Genomic DNA, 25,213 nt, shown 5'->3' on the forward strand with positions numbered 1-25,213 from the left:
CCTCGCCTCTAATCGGAATCACTAAAATTCACAGGGTGTTTTCGCGCGCTATTTTTGCGCTGCAACAAAACTGTAATAAACGCCCCTGAAACCAACAGGTTCTCAATCACAAGAGTTTAGAATTGTACTTCGACTTGCGCTCGCGTATCGAAGCGAAAGTGAAGTGGGCGCTGCATGCGCGAAGAAACCTTCGCATCACGCAAAGCGACATCATGACGATGCGCTTACAGGAAACGAACAATGATTGTTCTTGGCATTGGCGCCGCACTCACAGCAATCCTGACAATGATGGCAGTATCGATCGTTCTCAACATCGAGCACAACCGGTCGGCAAAGCGCAGTTCTGTGTTTTGATCGGGCTTCAGCCCGTCTCTTACTGACACAACCAGGCATCTCTGCGGCCGGGGACGGATGTTCTACGGCCGCTTTTCTTTGCCCACATGGTCCTGCGTCGCCTTTTGCCATGCCTGCGCATAGGCGGCGAAGCTCTTCTTGATCTCGCCGGCCAGCGGCTCGACCCCGGTCCTGACCGCGGATCCCTTAACGAGACACGCAGCACCGAGGCTTGTCCCCGTGATATTGTGGGGATCGGCAAAGACCGGCCGGCCGGTCGCGGCAGAAAGCATGCGCAGATAGGTCCCATTGGAAGCAAAGGGCCCTTCGACGACGATGTCGCCGCGGGCTCCGATCAGGCCGAGACAGGTGGCCGTCATCAGCGCCAGGTGGAACGAGACAACGACGAAACGTTCGGCCGGGTCAAACTCCTCTTCGTCCGTCGTCCAGATCGCCTTTGCGGCGGGAAAGGGACCGGAACCCTCGGGAATGGACGGCAGCAGCATGTGGCAGGCGGTGGCCACGGCCTCTTCCGTTTCCGGCGACACGGGGACCGCCCCCTCCCCCAACAGAAGCTGGAAGGCGCGACCACCCATGAAGCGGGCGGAGGGTACGGGATCGCCAAGCGCGTTGACGTTTACAAGCGTGTCGCGGTGTTCGTCGAGCGCCTTCGCCTCGGCGCCTACCGCGAGCATCACCACCCAGGTCCCGGTGGAGACCACCGAGAAGGGCGCGGCCCGCGTCAGCAGATGCGGCAACAGCGAGGCGTTGGAATCGTGAATGCCGCAATGGACCGGGGTCCCCGATGCGATGCCCGTTGCAGCACATAGCTCCGGCCGCAGAGCACCGGCGATATCGCGAGCCTTCAAGACCGGTGCGAAAAGAGGCGCCCACCCCTGGCGTTCGACCAGGGTCGAGAACGTGCCGGCCCGCGGGTTCCAGAGATCCGTGTGGCAGCCGAGCGAGGTCAGTTCGTTGCAGAGCGTGCCGGTCAGCCGATAGGTCCAATATTGCGCATAGGTGAGGATCGAGGCGACCCTGGCGAAGGCGTCGGGAAATGTCTTCTGCTGCCAATAGAGTTGTGCGCCGACATTGAGCCCCATCGGCAGGCGCGCGGAACCGGTCTCGGAAAAGGGCGGCCTGACTTTATCATACTCGGCGGCGAGGCTGTCGGGGCCGGCGTGCTCATAGTCAAGCACCGGAAGCGCCAGATTGCCTGATGCATCGAGCACGACGGCGGTCGCGCCATGGGTGGTGATCGAGATCGCCTCGAAGGCGTGTTCGGCATGGAGTGCTGCGAGGCTTTCGAGCAGGAAGGCCCAGAGACGTTCGACATCGAAATGCGGATAAGGACCATCGGTCAGCACCGCATTCGCCGTCTTGCGGACGGCGATCTCCTCGAAACGGTCGAGATCAACAGCTGCGACCTTGGCATTGGTCTTGCCGATATCGATAACGCCAACAACCCGCATGCGATCATTCCATATGAAAGACGGTCTTGAGCGGCACCGCCACCGGCTCGTTATCGCCATGGGTTTCCATGATGTCGGCCATGTAGGCCCACCATCTCTGCATGATGGGATGGGACGGCAGCTCGACCATGCGATGGTCGTCCGTGCGCCAGAGCACGCCGAAAAGCAGATCGGTCTCCTCGTCCAGATGGATGGAGTAGTCGGAGACGCCGGCCTCCTTCAGCAGGGCGGCCAGTTCCGGCCAGATGGCATCGTGCCGTGCCTTATATTCGGCGGCCATACCCGGGTTCAGGCGCATACGGAACGCGTATTTTTCCATCGAATCCTCAATGTGCGAGACGCTGGCGCGCGCGCCGCCAGAGAATGGGGAGCGCGATCACCGAGATCAGCAGCAGGCCGATGAAAATCGACATGACGATGCCCGGCACGTTGAGCAGGCCGAAGCCGAAGGTCACCATGCCCATGATCAGGGCGGCCAGCACGACGCCGGGGATGGTGCCGGAGCCGCCGAGAATGTTGACGCCGCCGAGCACCACCATCGTCACCACTTCGAGCTCCCAGCCGAGCGCGATCGACGGGCGCGTCGACCCGAGCCGCGAAGTCAGGCAGATCGAGGCAAGCCCGGCCATCAGCCCGGTCAAAAGGAATAGTATGAACTTGATGCGCGCAACGCGGATGCCGGAGAAGAGTGCTGCCGTCTGGTTGTTGCCGATGGCATAGACCGCACGGCCGAAATTGGTCTTGTGCAGGAAAACACCATAGACGACCGCAAGGGCAACGAAGAGCGTGAACTCGAAGGAGAACACCCACCAGACATAGCCTTGGCCGAACCAGGAGAAGCTGTCGGGATAACCGGTGAAAGCCTGGTCGCCGAGAATGATGAAGGAGAGGCCGCGGAAAAGGCTCATGGTGCCGATCGTCACCACGATCGACGGCAGCCCGAGACCGGTAATCAACAAGCCGTTGATCGCCCCGCAAATGAGCCCGACGGAGAGGCCGATCACCACCAGCGCCGGCGTATCGAAACCGAGCTGGACGGCATAGCCCATCGCCGTCGAGGCGAGCGCGATGATCGAGGCCACCGACAGATCGATCTCGCCGGAAATGATCACCAGCGCCATGGCGAAGGCAATCATCGCCTTTTCGGTGAAGTTGAAGGTCGCGTCCGAAAGGTTCCACGGGTCGAGGAAATAGGGCGAGGCCAGCGAGTTTCCGAGGAAGATGAGGCAGGCAACGACGAGCAGCAGGCTTTCCCAACTCTTCAGCAACCGCGCGCCGCGGCCTTCCAGTCGGTCGGGAGTATGCCGTGGGGTAAGGTGGGTCTCGGCCATCAGACAGCCTCCGCCTTTCTCAAGATGACGCGGCCCTTGCGCCGCTCGGCGCGGGCGTTGACGGCAACGGCAATGATGATGACCATGCCCGAAATCGCCAACTGGGCGAAGGGCGAGATGTTGATGACCGGTAGCGCGTTCTTGATCACGCCGAGGAACAGCGCACCGAGCACCGCGCCTGCCACCGTGCCGATACCACCGGCAATCGATATGCCGCCGATGACGCAGGCAGCGATGATATCGAGCTCGAAGCCGGCGGCAATATCGACATAGGCGACGGCATAACGCGATACCCAAAGATAACCCGAGAGCCCGGCGAGCGCGCCCGAAAGGCAATAGGCAAAGAAGCGGGTGCGGCCGACATCGATGCCGGTATAGACCGCCGCATGCGGATTGCCGCCGACCGCATAGAGGGCACGTCCGAGCGCCGTGCGGCTCATCAGCAGGAAGACGAGCGCGATCATCACCAGCGAGAGCCAGGAGAGAACCGGGAAACCAAGGAGTTCGTCGCGCGGCAAGGCCTTGAAGGCGTCGCTCATCTGGTGGGCGTTGATCCACTTGCCGCCACTCAGGAGAAAGATCATGCCGCGATAGATGGTGAGCGTGCCGAGGGTTACGACGATCGGCGGAATGTCGAGCTTCCAGACGAGCGCGCCGTTGATCATGCCGAGCAGCGTGCCGAGCGCGACCGCCGCAAGGATGATCAGCGGGATCGGCAGCCCCGGAAAGGCGGCGTTCAGCATTGCCGCCACCATGCCCGAGAGCGCGAGGTTGGCGGCCATCGAGAGATCGATGCAGCGTGTCAGGATCACCGCCATCTGGCCAAGCCCCAGAATGATCAGGATCGACGTGTCGTTATAGACGCGTGCGAGGTTCGCGGGCGCGACGAAGGGTGGGAAACGCCAGGTGATCAGCGCCAGCAGCACGGCGATCGCGCCGACCAGCAACAGTTCGCGGTTCCTGAGGATGTTTGCCATCACGCGGCCTCCTGAATGCCGGCAGCGGCACGCACCAGCTTTTCCGCCGTCAGATCCGCGCGCTCGAAGCGCCCGGCGATCCGCCCCTCGCGCATGACGATGACGCGATCAGACATGCCCATGATCTCCGGGATTTCCGAGGAGACCATGATGACGCTGAGGCCCTGTGCGGCCAGTTCGCTCATGAAGGCGTGGACCGCTGCCTTGGAGCCGATGTCGATGCCCTTGGTCGGCTCGTCGAGGATGATCACCTTCGGCTTCGTCGCCAGCCACTTGGCGATGACCACCTTCTGCTGGTTGCCCCCCGAAAGCGTGCCGACGTCCTGATCGAGCGAGGCGGCGCGCAGGTCGAGGCGCGCGGTGTACTCGCGGGCGAGCGCGAACTCGTTGGCGAGTTTCAGAAAGCCTGAGCGCGAGGTGCGCGACAGCGAGGGCAAGGTGACGTTCTGGAAGATCGGCAGGCCGATGATCGCACCCTGGCGGCCGCGCTCTTCCGGCACATAGACGATACCAGCCCGGATCGCTTCAGACGGGCTGCGGATCACCAGCACCTCGCCATCGAGCCGGACGGCGCCGGCCGATGGCCGGGTGACGCCGATCATCGACTGCATGAATTCGGAACGGCCAGCGCCGACGAGGCCGTAGAAACCGAGGATCTCTCCGCGGCGAAGCTCGAAGTTGATGTCCTCGAATTCGGTCGGATGGCGATAGCCCGAAACGGTCAACACCGGTTCACCGATCGCCACGTCCTTCTTCGGGTAGACCGAGCCGACGGCGCGGCCGACCATGAGGCGCACCAGTTCGTCCTGGCCGACATCGGCGATCAGCCCTTCGTCGACCATCGTTCCGTCGCGAAACACCGTGTAGCGGTCGGCGATGCGGAAGATCTCATCGAACTTGTGGCTGATGAACAGGATCGCCTTGCCGTCTGCCTTCAGCCGTTCGACGAGGGCATAGAGTTCGTGGATTTCCTTGTGCGACAGCGCCGCCGTCGGCTCATCCATGATCACCACCTGCGCATCGATCGACAGCGCGCGGGCGATCGCGACCAGATGCTTCTTGGCGATGCCGAGATCGCGCAGGCGGATGGTCGGATCGAGATCGGCGCCGGCCCGCGCAAGCAGAGCGCGTGCATCGGCATTGAGCTTCTTCCAGTCGATCAGCCCGAAGCGATTGCGCGGAGCGTGGCCGAGAAAGATGTTCTCGGCGACCGAAAGCTCGTCGAAGAGCACGGTTTCCTGGTGGATCGCGGTGACGCCGGCGCGGGCGGCCGCAAGCGCCGTCGGGAAATGAACCTCCTGGTCACTGACGGAGATCGTGCCCTCGTCCGGCTGGTAGATTCCGGTCAGGATCTTCACCAGCGTCGATTTTCCGGCTCCGTTTTCGCCGATCAGCGCGGTCACCGATCCTGGATAGAGCGCCAGCGAAACATCGGAGAGCGCCTTCACGCCGGGAAAGGACTTCGAAATCCCCTCGAGCGCGATTGCGGGCTTCATCCGCGATGTGAGCGTATCCTGCAGCAAGAGACAGTCCACCATTCAGTCGTTTCGATTATGCAAAGCTTGTCGAGGCGACGGTTACGCCGCGCGAGGTTACCCCTCACCCTGCCCTCTCTCCGCCGACGGAGACAGGGAACGAGTATGCCGCACTCTTCCCTCCTCGTCGGGAAGGGGGCAAACCGTTGCCGCTTGTCCCTTCTCCCCGTCGAACGGGGAGAAGGTGCCGGCAGCCGGATGAGGGGCTTTCGCCGGATCAGAAGATCTTGGCGAATTCCTCGACATTCTTGGCATCGTAGACGAACGGGTCGGCCATCGCGCCTTCGTTGTTGTCGTCGAGCTTGACGGCACCCATGCGGCCCATCTTCAGTTCCGCGCCGGGCTTGGCTTCGGCACCGTTGATCAGGTCGTAGGCAATCATCGTTGCGGAGTACCCGAGGTCGATCGGGTTCCAGATTGCGAAGGACTTGGAGGCGCCCGACTTCACGTGGCCGGCCATTTCCGAGGGAAGGCCGAGGCCGGTGACGTTGATCTGGCCGATCTTGCCGGCGTCGGTGACGGCCTGGGCGGCTGCGACGATGCCGACAGAGGTCGGCGCGATGATCGCCTTCAGGTTCGGATAGGACTGAATGAGGCCTTGCGTTTCGCGGTAGGACTTGTCGGCGAGGTCGTCGCCGTAGACGGTCGCGACGACATTGATGCCCTTGTAGTTGCCCTCAACCTTCTTCATCTCGGCGATCCAGGTGTTCTGGTTGGTCGAGGTCGCCGTTGCCGACAGCACTGCGACGTCGCCGCCTTCAGGCAGGTTGTCGGCGGCGAGCTTGATGATCATGTTGCCGATCAGTGGGCTCGACGACGGGTTGAGGTGCATCAGGCGGCCATCCTTGGCGACGCCCGAGTCCCAGGAGATGACCTTGATGCCGCGATCCATCGCCTTCTTCAGCGCCGGAACGAGGGCGTCGGTGTCGTTGGCGGAAACGGCGATGGCATCAACCTTCTGGGCGATCAGCGAGTTGATCACCTCGATCTGGCCTTCGGCGGTCGTCGTCGTCGGGCCGGTGTAGATCACCTCGACGTCGCCCAGTTCCTTGGCAGCTTCCTGCGCGCCCTTGTTGGCGGCTTCGAAGAAGCCGATGCCGAGCGCCTTGACCACGAGCGCGATCTTCTTGTTCTCCGCATGCGCGGCATTGGCCATCAGCGCCAGCGAAACGGCGGCCGTGACCATCAGTGACTTCAGGATCTTCATGCTCATTTCCTCCCAATGACCGGCACGCGACAAGCGTCACCGGCGCGATTTCCTCCATTGGCGATGCCCCGGCCCCTCCGGTCGTGAGCGTCACCTTCCCCTCTCCTCGCCTGCCTCAGGCGGACGAGGACATGTTCTCCGCATCTGCGCCGGCTCTCGAGCTGGCAACGACCAGCCGCACGCCGGCATTTTCGAGCATCGCGGCATGCCTGTCCTCGATGCCCGAATCCGTGATGACAGTGGCGATCCGCTTCAATCCGCACAGGATCAGGCTGGAACGCTTGTGAAATTTCGAGGAGTCGACCAGCACGACGAGTTCGTCGGCCTGGTCGATCAGTTTCTGCTCCGCCTGGATCAACAGCGGATCCGCCTCCATCAGGCCGAGCGGGCCGAGGCCCTGCGCCCCCATGAACATGCGGCGCGCATAGAAATTGCGCGTCACGTCATTGTCGAAGGGGCTGAGGATGATGTTCTGCTCGCGGTAGATCGTGCCGCCCGACAGCATCACCGTATTCTTCGAGTGCTTCAGAAGATGCTCGGCGATCGGAAAGGAATTGGTGAAAACCTGCATCCGCCGATTGCTGAGGAAATGCACCATCTGAAAGGTGGTGGTGCCACCGTTGATGATGATCGGCTCACCGTCCTCGCAGAGCGCCACCGCCTCCTTGGCGATCGCCTGCTTCTCCCGGGCATGCAGGCCTTCGTTGACCTTGAACGGCCGGCCGGCGAGCCCGACGAATTGCGGCGGATTGATCGCCTCGGCGCCGCCGCGCACCCGGCGCAGCTTCTTCTGCACGTGGAGAGCTGCAATATCGCGCCGGATCGTCGCCTCGGAACTATCGGTCAGATCGACCAGTTCCTGGACGGTGACAACGGGTTTTTCCTGAACCGCCGACTGAATGATCCGGTGTCGTTCTTTCTCGTGCATGCGTTCCTCCGATGGCGTTCATGCTTCCATCACGATCGACCATTGTCAATCACAAACAATCATATTTTTTCATTGTGCAGCGCAGTATGCGCGAACTTGATCGTTTTTGATTGACTTTAACGCTCAAGTCCTGTGATCTGATGCCAACCACATCTCTGCGCGGTCGCCAAGCCGCGCGACATCAGACCGGGAGGAATTCGAGATGCTCGACAAGCAGCAGGGTGCGCGACTTGCAAACCTTTGGGACGAGGCAAAGGCTGCCGGCATGAGCGAATCCGAGCGCCTGCTCTATCGCTCCAACCTGCTCGGCTCCGACAAACGCATCACCAATTACGGCGGCGGCAACACCTCGGCCAAGGTCATGGAGAAGGACCCGCTTGGGGGCGGCACGGTCGAGGTTCTCTGGGTCAAGGGTTCGGGCGGCGACGTCGGCACGATCAAGCTCGACGGCTTTGCCACGCTCTATATGGACAAGCTCAATGCACTGAAGTCCATCTATCGCGGCGTCGCGTTCGAAGACGAGATGGTCGGCTACCTGCCGCATTGCACCTTCAACCTCAATCCGCGCGCCGCCTCGATCGATACGCCCCTGCATGCCTATGTGCCGAAAAAGCATGTCGACCACATGCACCCCGATGCGATCATCGCGATCGCCGCGGCCAAGAACAGCCGTGAACTGACCGCAAAGATTTATGGCGACGACATCGGCTGGCTGCCTTGGAAGCGCCCGGGCTACGAACTCGGCCTGTGGCTCGAAAAATTCTGCCTGGAAAATCCCAGGGCGCGCGGTGTCGTGCTTGAAAGCCATGGCCTCTTCACCTGGGGCGACACGGCGAAGGAAGCCTACGAGACCACGGTCGAGATCATCAACAAGGCGATTGCCTGGTTCGAGGCCGAAAACGCCAGGCCTGCCTTTGGCGGTGCGGTGAAGCCCGCGCTCGACGCGGCGGCCCGCGCCGACGTTGCGCGCAAGCTGATGCCCGTCATCCGCGGCCTGATCAGCGCCGACGAGAAGAAGGTCGGCCATTTCGACGACAGCCAGGCCGTGCTCGATTTCGTCACGTCGAAGGATCTGAAGCCGCTGGCCGCCCTCGGCACGAGCTGCCCCGACCACTTCCTGCGCACCAAGATCCGGCCGCTGGTGGTCGATTTCGACCCGGCCAGCCCCGATGCCGACAAGACGCTGGCAGCGCTGCCGGAAGCGATCGCCGCCTATCGCGCCGACTACGCCGCCTATTACGAGCGCTGCAAACATGCCGACAGCCCGGCGATGCGCGATCCGAATGCAGTGGTCTATCTCGTGCCCGGCGTCGGCATGATCACCTTTGCCAAGGACAAGGCGACCGCCCGCATCTCTGGCGAATTCTATGTCAACGCCATCAACGTCATGCGCGGCGCCTCCGGCGTCTCCACCTATGTCGGCCTGCCGGAACAGGAAGCCTTCGACATCGAATACTGGCTGCTTGAGGAAGCAAAGCTGCAGCGCATGCCGAAGCCGAAGAGCCTCGCCGGCCGGATCGCGCTCGTCACCGGCGGCGCCGGCGGCATCGGCAAGGCGACGGCCAACCGGCTGATGCAGGAGGGCGCCTGCGTCGTGCTCGCCGATATCGACGAGACCGCGCTTGCGGCGGCCGAAGGCGAACTCTCCAAGCGCTACGGCAAGGATTTCGTCCGCTCCGTCAGCATGAACGTTACCAGCGAGACGGCGGTCGAGGGCGGCTTTGCCGACGCGCTGCTCGCCTTCGGCGGCCTCGATATCCTCGTTTCCAATGCCGGCCTCGCCTCGTCCGCTGCGATCGAGGACACGACGTTGGCGCTCTGGACCAAGAACATCGACATCCTGACGACAGGCTATTTCCTCGTCTCGCGAGAAGCCTTCCGCATCTTCCGCCAGCAGAAGGCCGGCGGCAACGTCGTCTTCGTCGCCTCCAAGAACGGCCTTGCCGCCTCCCCCGGCGCGTCGGCCTATTGCACCGCGAAGGCCGCCGAAATCCACCTCGCCCGCTGCCTCGCACTGGAAGGTGCTGCCGCACAGATCCGCGTCAACGTCGTCAATCCGGACGCGGTGCTGCGCGGCTCGAAGATCTGGACCAGCGAATGGAAGGAACAGCGCGCCGCCGCCTACAAGATGGATGTCGACGACCTGGAGGCGCATTATCGCGAACGCTCGATGCTGAAGCTCAGCGTCTTTCCCGAGGATATCGCCGAGGCGATCTATTTCCTTTCCTCCGACATGTCGGCGAAATCGACCGGCAACATCATCAATGTCGACGCAGGCAACGCCCAGTCGTTTACCCGCTGATCGAGGAGAGTTTCATGACGACCACCATGATCAGCCAGGCGACGGTCGAGGCCGAGAACGAAAGCCGGCTCAGTGCACTTCGCCGGGATTATGAGAGCCTCGGCGAGAGGCTCAACCGGCGCGGCATCGCGATCGACGAGATCAAGCGCAAGGTCGCCGCCTACGGCGTTGCCGTTCCTTCCTGGGGTGTCGGCACCGGCGGCACGCGCTTTGCCCGCTTCCCCGGCAAGGGCGAGCCGCGCAACATCTTCGACAAGCTCGAAGATTGCGCCGTCATCCAGCAACTGACGCGGGCGACGCCGGCCGTGTCGCTGCATATCCCCTGGGACAAGGTGAGCGACATTTCCGAACTGAGAGAAAAGGGCACGTCGCTCGGCCTCGGCTTCGATGCAATGAACTCCAACACCTTCTCCGATGCGCCGGGCCAGGAACATTCCTACAAGTACGGCTCGCTGTCGCATGCCGACGCCGCCACGCGCGCCCAAGCGGTGGAGCACAACCTCGAATGCATTGAGATCGGCCGGCAGCTCGGCTCCAGGGCGCTGACGGTCTGGGTCGGCGACGGCTCCAACTTCCCCGGCCAGAGCAACTTCACCCGCGCTTTCGAGCGTTATCTCGATGCGATGAAAGCGGTCTATGCGGCGCTGCCGGAGGACTGGCGCGTCTACACCGAACACAAGATGTTCGAGCCGGCCTTCTACTCGACCGTCGTCCAGGACTGGGGCAGCAACTACCTGATCGCCCAGGAACTCGGCCCCAAGGCCTTCTGCCTCGTCGATCTCGGCCACCATGCGCCGAACGTCAATATCGAGATGATCGTCGCCCGCCTCATCCAGTTCGGCAAGCTTGGCGGTTTCCACTTCAACGATTCGAAGTACGGTGACGACGATCTCGACACCGGCTCGATCGACCCCTACCGGCTGTTCCTCGTCTTCAACGAGCTCGTGGATGCGGAGACCCGCAAGGCCAAGGGGTTCCAGCCGGCGCATATGCTCGACCAGAGCCACAACGTCACCGACCCGATCGAAAGCCTGACGACGAGCGCCACCGAGGTCTGCCGCGCCTATGCCCAGGCGCTGATCGTCGACCGCCCGGCGCTCGCAGGCTACCAGGACGACAACGATGCGCTGATGGCGAGCGAGACGCTGAAGGTAGCCTTCCGCACCGATGTCGAGCCGATCCTCGCAATGGCGCGGCTCGACAGCGGCGGCGCAATCGCACCTGTTGCGACCTACCGCAAGAGCGGTTACCGCGCGAAAGTCGCGGCTGAGCGCCCGGCAGTTGCCGGCGGCGGGGGCGGTATCGTCTAACCCTGAACCAAGCGGCACCGGGCTGACATTTGAGGCCCGGCGCCGCATCCCACCCTCGACAGCTCAAAAAATCGCTGCGCGATGAAATTGCCCCCTATCTGATTTCAATTCCTGATCTATCTTTCCCTTGGAGATCCAACGGAAAGGAACCCGTTCATGGGCATTGAAAGCATTCTTGTCTTCCTGATCGTCGGCGCGGTCGCTGGCTGGCTCGCCGGGCTCATCGTCAAGGGCGGCGGTTTCGGCCTCATCGGCAATATGGTCGTCGGTATCATCGGCGCCTTCATCGCCGGTTTCCTCTTCCCGGCGATCGGCATCAGTCTCGGAACCGGCATCCTCTCGGCGATCCTGCACGCGACGATCGGCGCCGTCATCCTTCTGGTGCTGATCCGCATCGTCAAACAGGCCTGACCCATCGCCGGCGGCAGTACCCTTCGCGCCCGGGACATCCCCGCGCCGTTCCATCTGGACGCGCGAAGGGCGCTGTAGCACTGTGATCCGCCGGACGGGACATCGCATTTAGCCAGATGGAGGCGAGCATGAACGCGCTTTACACCGACAAGATCGAAACGGCGCTCAAGTCGTTCATTGCCGATCACCCGGGAATGCAGACACGGGATCAGGCGATCATCGCGATCCTCGAAAACTGGTTCACCAATCACGGCTACCTGCCACCGCAGCAGGAAGGTCTTCGTCCGGAAGACCTTGACGCTTCCAACGACGATTGAGAGATTTGCGCGCCCGGCAACAAGATCATCGCGCTCTTCGCGCCACGGCCGATCGCCATTGCCTTTTAATAACGTGAACTGTTCGCCATGAGCCTGACCTCCGTCAAAGACTTCTTTTCAGAGCATGCCCCCGACATCGACGTCATCGAGCTTCAGCAAAGCACAGCAACGGTCGCGCTTGCGGCCGAGGGCCATGGCGTCGAGCCGGCGCAAATTGCCAAGACGCTGGCGCTTCGCGTCGGAGACGACGTGATCCTGATCGTCACGCGCGGCGACGCCCGCCTCGACAACAAGAAATACAAAGCCCGCTTCGGCACCAAGGCGCGCATGCTCGGTTTCGACGAGGTGGAGGCCGAAACGGGCCATCCGGTCGGCGGCGTCTGTCCCTTCGGTCTTGCCAAGCCGCACAGCATCTATTGCGACATGTCGCTCAAGGCCTACGACATCGTCGTGCCGGCCGCCGGCGCCACCAATGCGGCTGTGCACATCAGCCCGACCCGCATCGCCGAACTGACCGGCGCCGAGTGGATCGACGTATCCGAAACGTAGTTTGCCGTTTCGGATACGTGGCCTGCCTTGGAATGGCCACAAAGCTTAACTGAAACCGCAGGCGCGCCCCGGCAGTGATTTGCTGGGTCCGTCCTTCCGTTACCAGGAGTCCGTCAAGCATGAAGCTACTCGCGTACCCGCTCATCTTCGCCGCCACGTTTTCCCCGGCGCTGGCGATGGATCAGTCCCTGGTACGCCAGTTCGAGAAGCTCGATCCGCAGACCCGTCTGGAGCAGCGCTGTGACACCGAAGCGATGGAGCGCATCAACGCCGACAAATCGAGCTTCAAACCGGACAAGGTGATTGCCTATACTTTCGCCGAACCGGTCGTGAAGGAAGACAAGATGAAGGCGCCGGGCGCCGTGTTCCGCAGCAAGGGGGAATGGTACAAGCTGAAGTTCAAGTGCCGCACCGACGCCGAGCACCTGGATGTCCTGTCTTTCGAATACAAGATCGGCGAGCTGGTGCCGCACGAGAGCTGGGACGAATTCTACCTCTACCCCTGACGGACGTCGAAGGACGCCGCGGCGTTAAAGATGGCCAGCCCTAAAGGATGGCCACGAGAAAGAGCAGCGAGCCGAACGACAACGCCGCCATGATGCTCATCAGCATTTTCATCATGTGCTCTGCCATATCGTACACCCTTACCTCGGCACCATCGGAACGACCGCGACAGCGTATTCCGTCCGCCGCTTAGATCCGTCGGACAAGGAGCGGCGTGAGCCTGATCCGAGAGTGCGCCCGCATGGTTAACAAAGCGTTAATTCGATTGATGCCGAGAGAGGTCGGGCACCCCCTATCCAAGACAAGGCTCACACAAGATCGACACTGAATAACGGCTGGGCAGGGGAAGTTCCCTGCATGCGCGGTTTCCCCGCGTCTTGCGGTGGCCCCAGGGCTGGCAATGCGGGCAACGGGCAACGTCCGAGCGACGAGAAATCGCGCGAAATGAGCACCATGGAGAGGCGCGTGAGCCAGGTTAAGCTGAGCATTTGCATTCCAACCTACAATCGCGCGGCGTTTCTCGAAAAGGCGCTCGCCTATTTCGTCGACCTTTACCAATTCTCCTACAAGTACGAGATCATCATCTCCGACAACGCGTCGACGGACGATACGCGCGACGTGGCCGAGCGCTTCATCGCCAAGGGCTTGCCGATTCGCTATCTCAGGCAGGCGGAAAACTACGGTTCCGGCGCAAACGTCGTCAGCGCCTTCAGCCGCGCGACCGGCGAATATGTGCTCTACCTTGCCGACGACGACATCCTGATCAACGACGGCCTGCGCGAGGCGATCCGCTACCTGGATCTCAATCCGGAAATCACCGCCTGCTACGCGCCCTGGTACACGCATGACGAAGTCGAAGAGCGTGACGATCCGCCGTTCTACATCGTCGACAAGGACACGAAGTTCAAGAAGCGCGCATTCGAGGAGGTGTTCGACTTCCTCTGCGAACGACACGTGTTTCCGGAAATCGGCATCTACCGGGCGTCGGCGCTACGGTCAGCCTGGGTGCCCAGGAACTTCGCCTATTGGGCCTTCGCCTATCTCGCCCATTTCCTGGAGCAGGGCGCCGTCGCCTTCCTGAGAAAGCCGTTCTATCGACAGGTCACCCGCTCGAAGATTGCTCGCGACCGACCGCAGGCCGGCCATGCCGACGTGCTCACCGCCTGGGACAGCTACCGCGGCGGCCTTGAATATTTCCTCTATTCCGGCGCCAAGCGCGGCGCCGTGCGGCTGACGCCCGAGCGCCGGGCCTATCTCGATGCGCAGGTGCGGGATTTCACCATGCTGCGCATGACGGTCGCGCTGCGCATGTGGATCGCGAAGAAGGACTACATCCGCGCCTATGAGCTTTATACCCGTCTGATGCTCGGCGGCTTCGAACACCATCCCGAACTGCAGCGGTCAAAGGGCGTTCTGCCGCTCATGGTCGCCCTGCAGACGGTGATGTGGCACACGAACTCGGTGGCCGAGATCGATCGTCTGGTGCTTCACGGGGTCGACGACTATGGAGCGATCGAAGAGCTGTTGCGTGATCTTGGCTTGCGCTCCCATCTCGCTGTCGTTCCGGGCACGACGGAACTCACGCCGGAGGAAATTGCCCGCACGGCCGTTTTCGTCACTGTTGACAGCGACCGCAAGCACTATCTTCGCAAGGGGCACCTGCCGAACCTGGTGGTCAGCGAAAGCGACATCCTCAACCACGTTCTGCTTTGAAATATAAAAGGGCGCCGCTGGCGCCCTCGTTTCTTTTTGCAGGTTATGCCGGGAAGCGCGACGGGCAAGAGGCCGCTTGGCCACGCACGCCCCAGGGATACCGCACTACTTGCGCATGATGCCCTTGTAGTAGGCGCCGTTGCGCGGCGGCGGGCGGTTCACGACCTTGGCCTCAGGATTGTACTTCTCGCTCTTGTGGCCTTCGTTGATGGGCGTTGTCGATACGCCCTTGTAGTAGCTTCCGCCGGCAAATGCCGGAGCGACGCCGCCCACGGCGACCGTCGCAGTCACCAAAGCTGCCAGAGAGAGTGTCGCAAGTTTACGCATGTCTGATCCTCGTTGACCCGGCCACGCCCCCGTCTTTTTCCCGGATGTCGTGGCCTAAATTGTGCGGCGACGAACTGCGCCGCTCAGGTCCTCCCGGGCGCCAGAATAGGCAGAAGCTGCGACACGCCTGTAACGCAGGTGACAGCCGGGGAAACTTGGCTGGGTTAAGCTTCGGGGTCAGTCGAAGCCAGGTCCGCACGGCGGGCGGAATTCTCCCCTCGCTGGAGCAAACCCGCCAGATCGATCGCTGCGACTTGTCTCAGCGGAAAAGCTGCAGAATGCTCTGAGCGTCGGAATTGGCGATCTGCAAAGCCTGGATGCCGAGCTGCTCCTGGGATTGCAGGGCCTTCAGCCGTGTCGACGTTTCATTCATGTCGGCATCCACCAGACGACCGACACCCTCGTCGATCGTCGCCATCAGCGTCTGTGCGAAGGTTGTCTGCATATCGATGCGCGACAGCAGCGAGCCGAGTGCTGCGGCGCCATCGATGGTCCGCTGCAGGACGACCTCGATGTATTGGAGATAGGAATCGACCGATTGCGGGTTCGCCGCGATATCGACGTCAAGGAAGTTTCTGCGGGCGATCGGTTCGATGTTCACATCGATGTTGGTGAAGCCGATAAAGGTTCCGGCACCGGATTTCCGATCGGCGGCCGGATCGGACTTTATCAGGATCCCGCCTGACCCGTTGTTCTGGATGATCGTGTCGGGCCGGGTGATGAGCGACTGAAGCACCATCACCATTTCGTCCACCGTCTCGATCTTGCCCGTATCCTTGCCAAGCAGTGCGTTGACCTGGTTGCGATCGAAGGCGTGGCTGCTCGGCGCCTCGCCGTTCACCGAAAAATTGAACGACACGACAACGTCCTTGTAGACCTCGAACTGCTCGAAGGTCAGCGTCATCTCCGATCCGCGCGTTCCGAAACCGGCATTGGGCGAAAGCCCTCCAGCACCTCCGGTCGTCGTGTTGATGACCAAGTTGGAGACCTCGACATAGGATCCGTTAAACCCGGAATTCTGCAGCGTCTTGAAGCCGATCTGATCGACGATCGGCGGATAGGGCTCATAGTCGTGCCGGTACGTCTGCACCGTGGCGCCGGTTCCGGCCTGCTCGACCGCATGTTTCAGGACGGCGGCGTACTGCGTGTAGTCCGAGATAACGCCGTTGGCGCCGGCTCCGAGCACCGTATCGACCGTCGCCCGGTCCACGGTGACGCCGATCGTCTTGCCCGTATGCAGCGGCAGGGACAGGCCCTGGGAGGGGCTGTCCTTGTCGACGGTGACGTCGAAGGTGATCGTGTCGCCGGGGCTCGCAAAGCTGATCGGTCCAGCAAAATGGAACACGAATTCGCCGGCCTGGCCCGCCCGGTTGTTGTAGTTGCTGTTGGTCGTGTAACCATCGACATCGACCGAGGTCACGAAGCGGATGCCGCCGACCGTTCTCAGATCCCGCGTATCGGCCTGCAGGATGCCGCCGCCGGTGCTGTTGAACAGCGAGGAGTCCCGCAGGAAAAAGTCGGCCGTGTTCAGCGACACGCCGTTTCGGGCGTCTCGCGAAAACGAGGAGGCGACGGAGGTGCGGTTCAGGTCGCTGTCATAGATGTCGGAGACGCTGGTTCTCAGCCAGTTCTGCCCGCTGAAGCTCGCCGAATCCACGATGCTCAGGATCTGTCGCTTGAGCTGGTCGAGTTCCTTTTGAAGCTTGCCCTTGTCGACGCCAGGCTCCCTCGCCGTCACCAGCCTGGCCTTGAACTCGCTGAGAATACCGGTAACGGCATCCATCGCCGCATAGGCCGTTTCGACCTTGGCCGCTCCGAGCCCGAGCGCGTCCTGAACCGCGGACACGGCCTTGGCGTCGGAGCGCATGGTTGTCGAAATCGACCAATAGGCGGCGTTGTCCGCCGCGGTCTGAATTCTGAGGCCGGAGTTCAGTTGCCCGCGCACCTCGGCCATGCCGGAATTGATTGTACGCAGAGTCTGGAGCGCAGAAATCGCCCCAGCGTTCGTGAGAATGCTGACCATATTAGTGACATCTTAAAATTGAAAAATGCCCATCATGGGCCGCTGTGATTGCGGCGATACAATCAAATACGTGGTTAACGCGGACTTAAGAAACCCGCCTCGACGTGCAAATATTGCGTCGGCGCTTCCGGTCGTTGGCAAAAATTGCGGCCCTGCCCCGGCCCGTCCCATAGCCGGGGTCAGGCACGCTCGGCGGCGAGTGGCACCGGCTGGGTTACCGGGAACAGGGCTTTCAGGGCGTCGAAGTGCTTTTCCACCAGATGCCAGGAAATCGTCGCGACGATCACGGTGATGGTGCTCATGACGAGGAATGTCATCGGCCCTGCCTTGTAGAGCGCCGGCCACTGCTCCGCGACCAGCCACCAGAGCGCCATATGGTACACATAGGTCGCGTAGCTGACCCGGCTGAGGAAGCGCGTGACGGGGTTTGCAAGCAGATAGGCCGACACGCCCTTGTATCCGATGTAGGAGCTCAGAACGATTGACGCCAGCGCGTAGATGCAAAGCAACTTGTAGGTTTCCGAGTGGCCGAACTTGATACCGACGAGGAGCGGCGACGCGATGATAGCGACCGACGCGAGGTTGTTGAGCTTGCTCGTTAGCACAGCCCGCACGTCGACATTGTCCTTGACCAGCGCCAGGATGGCCCCTGCCGCCACGGGGTCGAAGGCAAGAACGATGTTTGACCAGGCGAGAAGGCCGAGCTCGTCGCTATAGGTCCGCGCGATCACCGACATCGTGAAGATGAGGACATAGGCCACGAATATATGCCGCCGGCTCAGGAAGATGATGATCAGCGGAGCGGTCAGGTAGAACTGCTCGACGATGTTGAGGCTCCAGAGATGCGCGGCAACCCAGGGCTCCCAGTCCTGGGTAATGGCGAAATACAGGCTCGACATCTGAAACGTGTGCCACACAAGGCTGTTGCGTATGCCATCCATGTTGAACCACGCCGCCACGAACAGCATCAGGAACAGGGCCGGAAGCAGGCGGAGCGATCGGCGAATGTAGAAGTTGGTGACGTTGATCGTCGCCTGGGTGTCTTTTGCCGACAGCAGGATCACCCCGATCAGAAAGCCGCTGATGATGAAGAAGAGTGAGACTCGAACCGATTCAAGTGTGGGATGCTCGTTCCAGTAATGGACGTACAATACCCCCGTCATGGCGATCACGCGAAGCCCGTCAATTTGCTCCCGCCTGTCGCCGCGCGCTCCCGTCGCAGCCATTCCTTTGTCCCCGCAGGATATAATACTTAAATTATTTCTACTTAAGAATATCCTTGGAGATTACGCCGCTTCCGCGCACTTGTGAAGAGGAGCGATGTTCTTGATCGACCAGAGACGATACCTCTTCCGCCGAGCCGAAAACAAAAAAGCCACGGGCGCGGCACGCCCGTGGCCTTTACCAAGGTTTCAAACCAGGCCTAGGCTTCCTTGAAGACCTCGTCGCGGTTTCGCCGCATCGACGGCGAGATGGCGACCACGAGCGCCATGACGGCGATCGCAAGCAGAATGGCCGACAGTGGCGATTGCAGGAAGGTCAGCGGGCTGCCGCCGGAGATGATCAGCGACTGGCGCAGCTTCTCCTCGAGCAAGCGGCCGAGCACGAAGCCGAGCGCCAACGGCGCAGGCTCGAATTCGAGCTTGTAGAGGGCGTAACCGATGATCCCGAACAGGGCGGCCATCATCACCTGGGCGGCATCGTTGGCGATCGAATAGAGGCCGATGCAGCAGAAGCAGACGATCGCCGGAAACAGCAGGCGATAGGGCACGCGCAGCAGCTTCACCCAGAGCCCGATCAGCGGCAGGTTGATGATGACCAGCATGAGGTTGCCGATCCACATCGAGGCGATGAGCCCCCAGAACAGTTCCGGATTGCGCTCGATCACCTGCGGTCCGGGCACGATGCCCTGGATCATCATCGCGCCGACCATCAGCGCCATCACCGCGTTTGGCGGCAGGCCGAGGGTGAGAAGCGGGATGAAGGAGGTCTGCGCGCCGGCATTGTTGGCGCTTTCCGGGCCGGCGACGGCCGCCGGCGCGCCATGGCCGAAGTCCTGCGGCCGCTTCGACATGCGCTTTTCCACCGCATAGCTGGCAAAGGGACCGAGGATCGCGCCGTTGCCCGGCAGAACGCCAAGGACAGAGCCGAGGAAGGTACCGCGCAGGATCGGCGGGAAGTTTTCCTTCAGCTCCTTCAGCGTCGGCCACAGGCGGCCGATGCGGCTGCGCACGACATCTCGGGATTCCGGATCGGCAAGGTTCTTGAAGATCTCGCCGAAGCCGAAGATGCCCATGGCCAGCACGACGAATTCGATGCCGTCCTGGAGCATTTCAAGGCCGAAGGTCATGCGCTCGCGGCCCGTCTCCATGTCGGCGCCAACGCAGGAGAGCAGCACGCCGACGAGGATCATCGACACCGCCTTCAGGAGCGAGCCGTGCGCCAGCACGACGGCGAAGACGAGACCCATGATCATCAGCGAGAAATACTCGGTCGGACCGAAGAGAAGGCCCATGCGCGTCATCGGAACGCCGAGGGCGGCAATCACGATGGTGGCAACCGTGCCGGCAAAGAACGAACCGATCGCCGCCAGGCCGAGCGCAAGCCCCGCCTGGCCATTCTGGGCCATCTTGTGACCGTCGATGGCGGTGACGACCGCTGTCGCTTCACCGGGAATGTTGACGAGGATGGCTGTGGTCGAGCCGCCGTACTGGGCGCCGTAGTAGATACCGGCGAGCATGATCAGCGAGCCGGTCGGATCGAGCGAGAGGGTGACCGGCAGGAGGATCGCGATGGTGGCGACCGGGCCGACGCCTGGCAACACGCCGACCAGCGTGCCGATGAGACAGCCGATGAAGCAGAGCGCGATGTTCTGCAAGGTGAACGCCACGGTCATGCCGAGGCCGAGGTTGATAAAAACGTCCAGCATCTCAGTATCCTAGAAGCCAGGGCGCGACGGGAACCGAAAGCCCGAGCGCATAGCGAAAGAGGCCGATGCAGAAGGCTGTTAGCACGGCGGCAAAGACGAGAAGTTCGCCAAGGCGCGCATCGCGCGCGGCAAGGCCGGAAGCGACGACCGCCAGCGGACAGGCGATCGACAGACCGAGACCGGGAATGGTAACCGGACCGAGATGATAGCCACGCACCGTAACGGCAAAGAGAACGACGCCGAGGATGACCGGGATCGTCTCGCGGATCGCCCAGCGGCCGGTCGATGGCCCCGGATCCTTTCGGCTCAGCACCAGTTGCAGGAGCCCGAGCCCCAGGATGACGATGGAGAGCAGCCGAGGCATCAACCCCGAGCCGACGCCTTCCGAGGTCATGAAGGGCAAATCCGAGCCGGCCCAGAGGCCAAGCCCGCCGAGGCCGACCAGCACGATGCCGGCAAGCCTCTCCCGGCCGAGCCCTCCCGCAGAGGGCTCGGTTTCAGTGTTCGTGGACGTGGCCTGCATCTTACTCGACCTTGATGTCGGCGGCTTTCACCACGTCGCCCCAGCGCGCGCGCTCCTTGGCCATGAAATCGGCAAAGGCCTGGGGGCCCATGGAGGACGGCACGGCACCGTCGTTCTTCAGCTTGTCGAGCACGTCGGCATCGCTGAGCGTTTCGGTCGTCGCCGCTTCGAGCTTCGACTTCACGTCCGCCGGCATGCCCTTCGGACCGACGAGGCCGTACCAGGCCGATGCAGTGTAACCCAGGACGCCGGCTTCGATGGCGGTCGGCACATCCGGCAGGCTCGCAAAGCGCTTGTCGCCGGTGACGGCGAGCGCCTTCAGCGTGCCGCTCTCGATCAGCCCGATCGCCGAGGGAATGGTTGTGACCATGAAGTCGATATGGCCGCCGACGAGGTCGTTCACCGCCGGGCCAGCACCCTTGTACGGAACGTGCCTGACCTTGATGCCGGCGGTCTGGCCGAGCAGCAGGGCGCCGAGATGGCTGGCCGAGGCATTGCCGGCCGAACCATAGACCAGCTCTCCGGACTTGGCCGCCTCGACGAGCTCGCCGAGCGTGTTAACCTTGAGCGACGGTCCGACGACGACGACGAGGGACGCATCGGCGATCATGGCGATCGGATCGAGGTCGGTGCCCGGATCGGCCTTCAGCTTGAAGATATGCGGGTTGACGACCATCGGGCCCTGATTGCCGATCAACAGGGTGTAGCCGTCGGGGTCAGCGGCAGCAGCAACCTCAGTGCCGAGGTTGGCGGCAGCACCCGGGCGGTTTTCGACGATGACGCGACCGCCGAGCGCCTTTTCGAGCCGGGCGGCAAAGACACGGGCGATGGCATCCGTACCGCCGCCGGCGGCATAGGAAACCACCAGCGTGATCGGCTTGGACGGATAGGCATCCTGCGCCATCACAGGGGCTGCGACCGACATGGTCATGGCAACCCCGCACAGGGCAAGGGCGACGCGACGGGTAAATTTCATGGGCATTTTGTTCTCCTCCCAGTTCGTTAATGCATTCGCGACACGTTGCTCGGCAAGACCCTAAGCGTCTTTGCGAACAAGAGCCGCACCTTCAAACAGCCGACGTGTGGTGCGCATGACAGACACCGTCGGGCTATTGTCTCCCATGGCCTTCTCGACCCTCACCCGGAGTTCGCCGGTCGGGTGCTCGAAGGCGAGCGTCGCCGGCAGCGAGAGCTCCGGAAACCGCTGCCCCACCAGGCTCGTCGGGATCGTTGCCGCCAGGCCGAGGCTCACCGCGCCGGTCGTTGCAAGCGCCGTGTGGCAATTGGCGGGCGTGAAATAGCGCACGGCCAGATCGCCGCCGTTTGCGGGCGCGCCGATCAGCACCGGCTTCGGCAGAACCGACTGGCTGACGTCCCCCATCCCCATCAGCCTCCCGGCCTCCCGCCGGATTTGCTCGAGCCGGGCCATGAAATCCGCATCGGCGTCGAAAACCGCAGCCGGCTCCGAGCCGGTGTAGCCCATATCCTCGCCGGTGATGATCACCACCGGCGTGGCGCCATCCAGCAGCGTCACTTCGAGGCCGAGAATGACATCGGTGGCCTTACCGCTCGGCAAGAGCCGGCCGGTCTTGGCGCCGATCGCGTCGCGAAAGGCGAGATAGACGGGGGCGGCCTTGCCCGGGACGCCGTCGATGGCGGCCTCGCCCTGATAGGCGATCGCGCCGCCAGGGGTCTGGATGCGGGCGTCGATGATCTTGCCGGTGTTGACGTTGTGCACCTTGATGACCGTTTCGTCGCCGGTCGGCTGCACCAGGCCGGCCTCGATGGCGAAGGGACCGACGGCCGAGAGCATGTTGCCGCAGTTCGGCGCCGTATCGACGCTGCGCTCCAGAACCTTCACCTGGGCGAAGAGATAATCGACATCGGCTTCCGGGCGGCTCGACGGGCCAACGATCGCGACCTTGCTCGTCAGCGAGTTGCCGCCACCGATGCCATCGATCTGCAACGGGTGGCCGGACCCCATGATTTCGAGCAGCAGGCGGTCGCGCTCGACCGGATCAGCCGGAAGATCGCGAGACAGAAAAAACGGTCCCTTCGACGTTCCGCCGCGCATCATCACGCAGGGTATCCTGATCAAGTCATCCATTCCGCATGCTCCTCCGCACCGGCCGCAACCAGCTGATCGGAGGGATCTCACGGATCAAATCTGTTGTGAAATGCAAAGAATGACGTAATTATTCCGATATGCGCAATAATTTCGAATTCCTCGACCTCAAGGCTTTTCTCGCCGTCCTCGACCTCGGCTCGTTCAACGAAGCTGCCCGCCAGCTCAATCTTTCACAACCTGCGCTTTCACGGCGGATCAAGGGTTTTGAAGCCTCCGTCGGCGCGCAGTTGATCGAACGCACGACCCGGCACGTGGCGCCGACGCAGGTCGGGCGCGAGCTTCTGCCGCTGGTGCGGCGGCTGGTGGACGAATTCGAGGAATCGATCCTCTCGATCAGCGATCTCGGCGGGCGACACCGCGCCCAAGTCACCATCGCCTCGGTCCCGACAGCGGCCTTCTACTTTCTCCCCAGGGTTGTGCAGTCCTTCAACGAGAAATTCCCGGGCATCCGCTTCCGCATCCTCGATCTCTCGGCCAATGAAGGGCTCGATGCGGTCGCCAACGGCGAGGTGGAATTCGGCATCAACATAACAGGCGCTGCGCGCCCCGATCTCAGCTTCACGCCACTCGTCGACGACCCCTTCGTGCTCGCCTGCCGCCGCGACCATCCGCTGGCGACGTCGAAGCAACTGACCTGGGCGGATCTGACCGGCCACCCGCTGATCGGGGTGAGCAAGACCAGCGGCAACCGCGCCGTGCTCGACCGGGCGCTGACAACGGCACAGGTGCAGCTCAACTGGTTCTATGAGGTCAACCACCTCTCGACCTCGCTCGGTCTCGTCGAGGCGGGCCTCGGCATCTCGGTGATGCCGCGGCTGGCGACCCCTCAGGTCGAACACCCGGTCATCGCCACAGTCCCGCTGACCGCTCCCACCGTCAGCCGCACCATCGGCCTCGTCGAACGCCGCGGCGGCAGACTATCACCGGCCGCCATCCGCTTTCGCGAGATGCTGGTGCAAGAGTGGACGACGTATTGAGGGGGCAATCGCGTGGCGAACACACGCTAGCGCGAAATGCACTTTAAAGGACCAAGATCTTCGAGAAGAAAAATGGTGCCCGGAGGCGGATTTGAACCACCGACACGCGGATTTTCAATCCGCTGCTCTACCAACTGAGCTATCCGGGCATCCTGCCGTTTCGGGCATCGGCTCCTTCCGGAGCCATCGGGGCGCTTGTGTGCCCCGGGAACGAGCGGGGTTATAGCATCTTGTTCGGCGGTGTCCAGCGCCAAATGAAAGTTTTTTGACCGAAATCCTGTGGACAATCGAATGACCGAAAAAGCCAGGAGTTTCAGAGAGATCGCATCCTCTCCCTCGTCCATTTTTCGTGGAAAGCGATCGTTGGAAGCCGAAAAAGATGATAGCACGCACGCGGTGGCGCGCGAGGATCTTCGCGGCGTCGTCCGTGGCAAAGAGGATGTGGAGAAGGAAAGCCGGACCAGCGGGTCCGGCCGTGGCGGCACGCCTAGCGGTCGTCGCCGTCGTCGGCCTTCGCCTCGTCGTCAGCGACCGGAATAGCGTAGGAGCCGGAGAGCCAACGGTTGAGGTCGACATTGCGGCAGCGATCGGAGCAGAAGGGGTAGTGTTCGCGGTGCGACGGCCGGCCACATTCCGGGCATGGGCGCGGCGCGCGCAGGGGCGCGACGTTCGAACCGCTTTTCTTCGTTTCGTCAGTCACTCGTTCAGCCTTCCAGCCAACGATTGTGCACGTCATAGCCTTCGCCGACAAGCAGGCTGACGGTTTCGTAGAGCGGCAGGCCGACGACGTTGCTGTAGGAGCCGACGAGTTTGACGACGAAGCTGCCGGCGATGCCCTGGATGCCGTAGCCGCCCGCCTTGCCACGCCATTGGCCCGACGCGAGGTAGCTCTCGATATCGAAGCCGGACAGGCGCTTGAAGCGCACCTTGGTGTCGACGACCTTCTGGCGCACGGTTTTGTCCGGCGTGATCAGGCAGACGCCGGTATAGACGCGATGGCTGCGGCCGGAAAGAAGATGCAGCGCGCTCGAGGCCTCGCTGACAAGTTCCGGCTTCGGCAGGATGCGGCGGCCAACACAGACGACCGTATCGGCCGCCAGGATGTAGCTTCCGTCCCAGCCGGCCTCGCCCTTGACTGCAGCAAGCGCCGCCCGTGCCTTTTCGGCCGACAGGCGCCGTGCGAGCGAACGCGGATGTTCGGCACGCTTCGGCGTCTCATCGAGATCCATCGGCATCAGGCGCGCGGGCTCGATGCCGGCCTGCGCCAGAAGCTCGACGCGGCGCGGCGAACCGGACGCAAGTATCAGTTTCTTGGCCACTGTCATCGGAACGAGCCGTCACTCCAGAGCAATTCCAGCAAAATGCGATAGGCGGTTTACGGAATTGCAATCCAACCAAAGGTTAGAGCGTTTTCGCG

The 25,213-nt window shown here is 62.3% G+C and carries 25 protein-coding genes and 1 tRNA gene; 9 read left to right on the forward strand and 17 right to left on the reverse strand.

The features are described 5' to 3' along the window. Positions 1-122: 122 nt before the first annotated feature. Complete coding sequence (locus ACIQUG_RS17720; protein ID WP_402323354.1) at positions 123-380, forward strand: hypothetical protein; 258 nt, start codon at positions 123-125, stop codon at positions 378-380. A 36-nt stretch (positions 381-416) separates the two neighbouring features. On the opposite strand, the gene ACIQUG_RS17725 is transcribed toward ACIQUG_RS17720, so the two are convergent. The 7 genes from ACIQUG_RS17725 to ACIQUG_RS17755 form a co-directional block, all read right to left on the reverse strand. Beyond that, positions 417-1,805 (reverse strand): FGGY-family carbohydrate kinase, encoded by a 1,389-nt coding sequence (locus ACIQUG_RS17725; RefSeq protein ID WP_402323355.1) that lies wholly within the window; start codon positions 1,803-1,805, stop codon positions 417-419. 4 nt (positions 1,806-1,809) lie between these two features. Continuing rightward, positions 1,810-2,124, reverse strand: a complete 315-nt coding sequence (gene rhaM, locus ACIQUG_RS17730; RefSeq protein WP_402323356.1) for an L-rhamnose mutarotase — start codon at positions 2,122-2,124, stop codon at positions 1,810-1,812. 7 nt (positions 2,125-2,131) lie between these two features. Continuing rightward, entirely contained in the window at positions 2,132-3,136 is a 1,005-nt protein-coding gene (locus ACIQUG_RS17735) for an ABC transporter permease (RefSeq protein WP_402323357.1), read from the reverse strand. After that, positions 3,136-4,116 (reverse strand): ABC transporter permease, encoded by a 981-nt coding sequence (locus ACIQUG_RS17740; RefSeq protein WP_402323358.1) that lies wholly within the window; start codon positions 4,114-4,116, stop codon positions 3,136-3,138. The genes ACIQUG_RS17735 and ACIQUG_RS17740 overlap by 1 nt, the downstream gene beginning before the upstream one ends. Next, positions 4,113-5,609: a sugar ABC transporter ATP-binding protein gene (locus tag ACIQUG_RS17745; protein WP_402323359.1), complete on the reverse strand. Its 1,497-nt coding sequence runs from the start codon at positions 5,607-5,609 to the stop codon at positions 4,113-4,115. The genes ACIQUG_RS17740 and ACIQUG_RS17745 overlap by 4 nt, the downstream gene beginning before the upstream one ends. 256 nt (positions 5,610-5,865) lie before the next feature. Further along, positions 5,866-6,855 carry a rhamnose ABC transporter substrate-binding protein gene (gene rhaS, locus ACIQUG_RS17750; protein ID WP_043613083.1) on the reverse strand — a complete coding sequence of 330 codons (990 nt, stop codon included), beginning with the start codon at positions 6,853-6,855 and terminating at the stop codon, positions 5,866-5,868. Between the two features lie 115 nt (positions 6,856-6,970). Continuing rightward, on the reverse strand, positions 6,971-7,783 hold the full coding sequence (locus ACIQUG_RS17755; protein ID WP_065774466.1) for a DeoR/GlpR family DNA-binding transcription regulator: 813 nt from the start codon (positions 7,781-7,783) through the stop codon (positions 6,971-6,973). A gap of 202 nt (positions 7,784-7,985) precedes the next feature. Here ACIQUG_RS17755 and ACIQUG_RS17760 point away from each other — a divergent pair, with 202 nt between their 5' ends. The 7 genes from ACIQUG_RS17760 to ACIQUG_RS17790 all read left to right on the forward strand — a co-directional run bounded on the left by ACIQUG_RS17760 (position 7,986) and on the right by ACIQUG_RS17790 (position 14,889). After that, positions 7,986-10,085, forward strand: a complete 2,100-nt coding sequence (locus tag ACIQUG_RS17760) for a bifunctional rhamnulose-1-phosphate aldolase/short-chain dehydrogenase (RefSeq protein ID WP_402323360.1) — start codon at positions 7,986-7,988, stop codon at positions 10,083-10,085. Between the two features lie 14 nt (positions 10,086-10,099). Continuing rightward, positions 10,100-11,395, forward strand: coding sequence for an L-rhamnose catabolism isomerase (gene rhaI, locus ACIQUG_RS17765; protein WP_402323361.1), 1,296 nt, complete (start codon positions 10,100-10,102; stop codon positions 11,393-11,395). Between the two features lie 156 nt (positions 11,396-11,551). After that, a complete protein-coding gene (locus ACIQUG_RS17770; protein WP_034796969.1) occupies positions 11,552-11,806 on the forward strand; it encodes a GlsB/YeaQ/YmgE family stress response membrane protein in 255 nt (84 codons plus the stop codon). Between the two features lie 128 nt (positions 11,807-11,934). Next, positions 11,935-12,123, forward strand: a complete 189-nt coding sequence (locus ACIQUG_RS17775) for a hypothetical protein (RefSeq protein ID WP_034796970.1) — start codon at positions 11,935-11,937, stop codon at positions 12,121-12,123. A gap of 87 nt (positions 12,124-12,210) precedes the next feature. Then, entirely contained in the window at positions 12,211-12,672 is a 462-nt protein-coding gene (locus tag ACIQUG_RS17780) for a YbaK/EbsC family protein (protein WP_043613094.1), read from the forward strand. Between the two features lie 119 nt (positions 12,673-12,791). Further along, the gene (locus tag ACIQUG_RS17785) at positions 12,792-13,178 is read left to right on the forward strand and encodes a DUF930 domain-containing protein (RefSeq protein WP_402323362.1); all 387 of its coding nucleotides are present in this window, start codon (positions 12,792-12,794) and stop codon (positions 13,176-13,178) included. A gap of 463 nt (positions 13,179-13,641) precedes the next feature. Next, positions 13,642-14,889: a glycosyltransferase family 2 protein gene (locus tag ACIQUG_RS17790; protein WP_402323363.1), complete on the forward strand. Its 1,248-nt coding sequence runs from the start codon at positions 13,642-13,644 to the stop codon at positions 14,887-14,889. Between the two features lie 105 nt (positions 14,890-14,994). Here the strand turns inward: ACIQUG_RS17790 and ACIQUG_RS17795 are convergent, their stop codons facing one another. The 7 genes from ACIQUG_RS17795 to ACIQUG_RS17825 all read right to left on the reverse strand — a co-directional run bounded on the left by ACIQUG_RS17795 (position 14,995) and on the right by ACIQUG_RS17825 (position 22,798). Then, positions 14,995-15,216, reverse strand: a complete 222-nt coding sequence (locus ACIQUG_RS17795; RefSeq protein WP_034796981.1) for a hypothetical protein — start codon at positions 15,214-15,216, stop codon at positions 14,995-14,997. A gap of 259 nt (positions 15,217-15,475) precedes the next feature. Next, positions 15,476-17,239 (reverse strand): flagellin, encoded by a 1,764-nt coding sequence (locus ACIQUG_RS17800; protein WP_402323364.1) that lies wholly within the window; start codon positions 17,237-17,239, stop codon positions 15,476-15,478. 179 nt (positions 17,240-17,418) lie between these two features. After that, positions 17,419-18,465, reverse strand: a complete 1,047-nt coding sequence (locus ACIQUG_RS17805) for an acyltransferase family protein (RefSeq protein WP_402323365.1) — start codon at positions 18,463-18,465, stop codon at positions 17,419-17,421. Positions 18,466-18,662: 197 nt separating this feature from the next. Continuing rightward, positions 18,663-20,168 (reverse strand): tripartite tricarboxylate transporter permease, encoded by a 1,506-nt coding sequence (locus tag ACIQUG_RS17810; RefSeq protein WP_402323366.1) that lies wholly within the window; start codon positions 20,166-20,168, stop codon positions 18,663-18,665. Between the two features lies 1 nt (position 20,169). Then, on the reverse strand, positions 20,170-20,691 hold the full coding sequence (locus tag ACIQUG_RS17815; protein ID WP_402323367.1) for a tripartite tricarboxylate transporter TctB family protein: 522 nt from the start codon (positions 20,689-20,691) through the stop codon (positions 20,170-20,172). A 1-nt stretch (position 20,692) separates the two neighbouring features. Continuing rightward, positions 20,693-21,673, reverse strand: a complete 981-nt coding sequence (locus tag ACIQUG_RS17820) for a Bug family tripartite tricarboxylate transporter substrate binding protein (protein ID WP_402323368.1) — start codon at positions 21,671-21,673, stop codon at positions 20,693-20,695. Between the two features lie 54 nt (positions 21,674-21,727). Next, entirely contained in the window at positions 21,728-22,798 is a 1,071-nt protein-coding gene (locus ACIQUG_RS17825) for a 4-oxalomesaconate tautomerase (protein ID WP_402323369.1), read from the reverse strand. 98 nt (positions 22,799-22,896) lie between these two features. On the opposite strand from ACIQUG_RS17825, the gene ACIQUG_RS17830 reads away from it, so the two are divergent. After that, on the forward strand, positions 22,897-23,796 hold the full coding sequence (locus ACIQUG_RS17830) for a LysR family transcriptional regulator (protein ID WP_034796999.1): 900 nt from the start codon (positions 22,897-22,899) through the stop codon (positions 23,794-23,796). A 73-nt stretch (positions 23,797-23,869) separates the two neighbouring features. On the opposite strand, the gene ACIQUG_RS17835 is transcribed toward ACIQUG_RS17830, so the two are convergent. The 3 genes from ACIQUG_RS17835 to ACIQUG_RS17845 form a co-directional block, all read right to left on the reverse strand. Continuing rightward, positions 23,870-23,945 (reverse strand) — tRNA-Phe (locus ACIQUG_RS17835). Positions 23,946-24,283: 338 nt separating this feature from the next. Beyond that, entirely contained in the window at positions 24,284-24,496 is a 213-nt protein-coding gene (yacG, locus tag ACIQUG_RS17840; RefSeq protein WP_043613109.1) for a DNA gyrase inhibitor YacG, read from the reverse strand. A gap of 4 nt (positions 24,497-24,500) precedes the next feature. Then, positions 24,501-25,121, reverse strand: coding sequence for a Maf-like protein (locus ACIQUG_RS17845; RefSeq protein WP_034797002.1), 621 nt, complete (start codon positions 25,119-25,121; stop codon positions 24,501-24,503). Positions 25,122-25,213: the final 92 nt, after the last annotated feature.

Source organism: Ensifer sp. NPDC090286 (assembly GCF_044769565.1).
Classification (GTDB): domain Bacteria; phylum Pseudomonadota; class Alphaproteobacteria; order Rhizobiales; family Rhizobiaceae; genus Ensifer.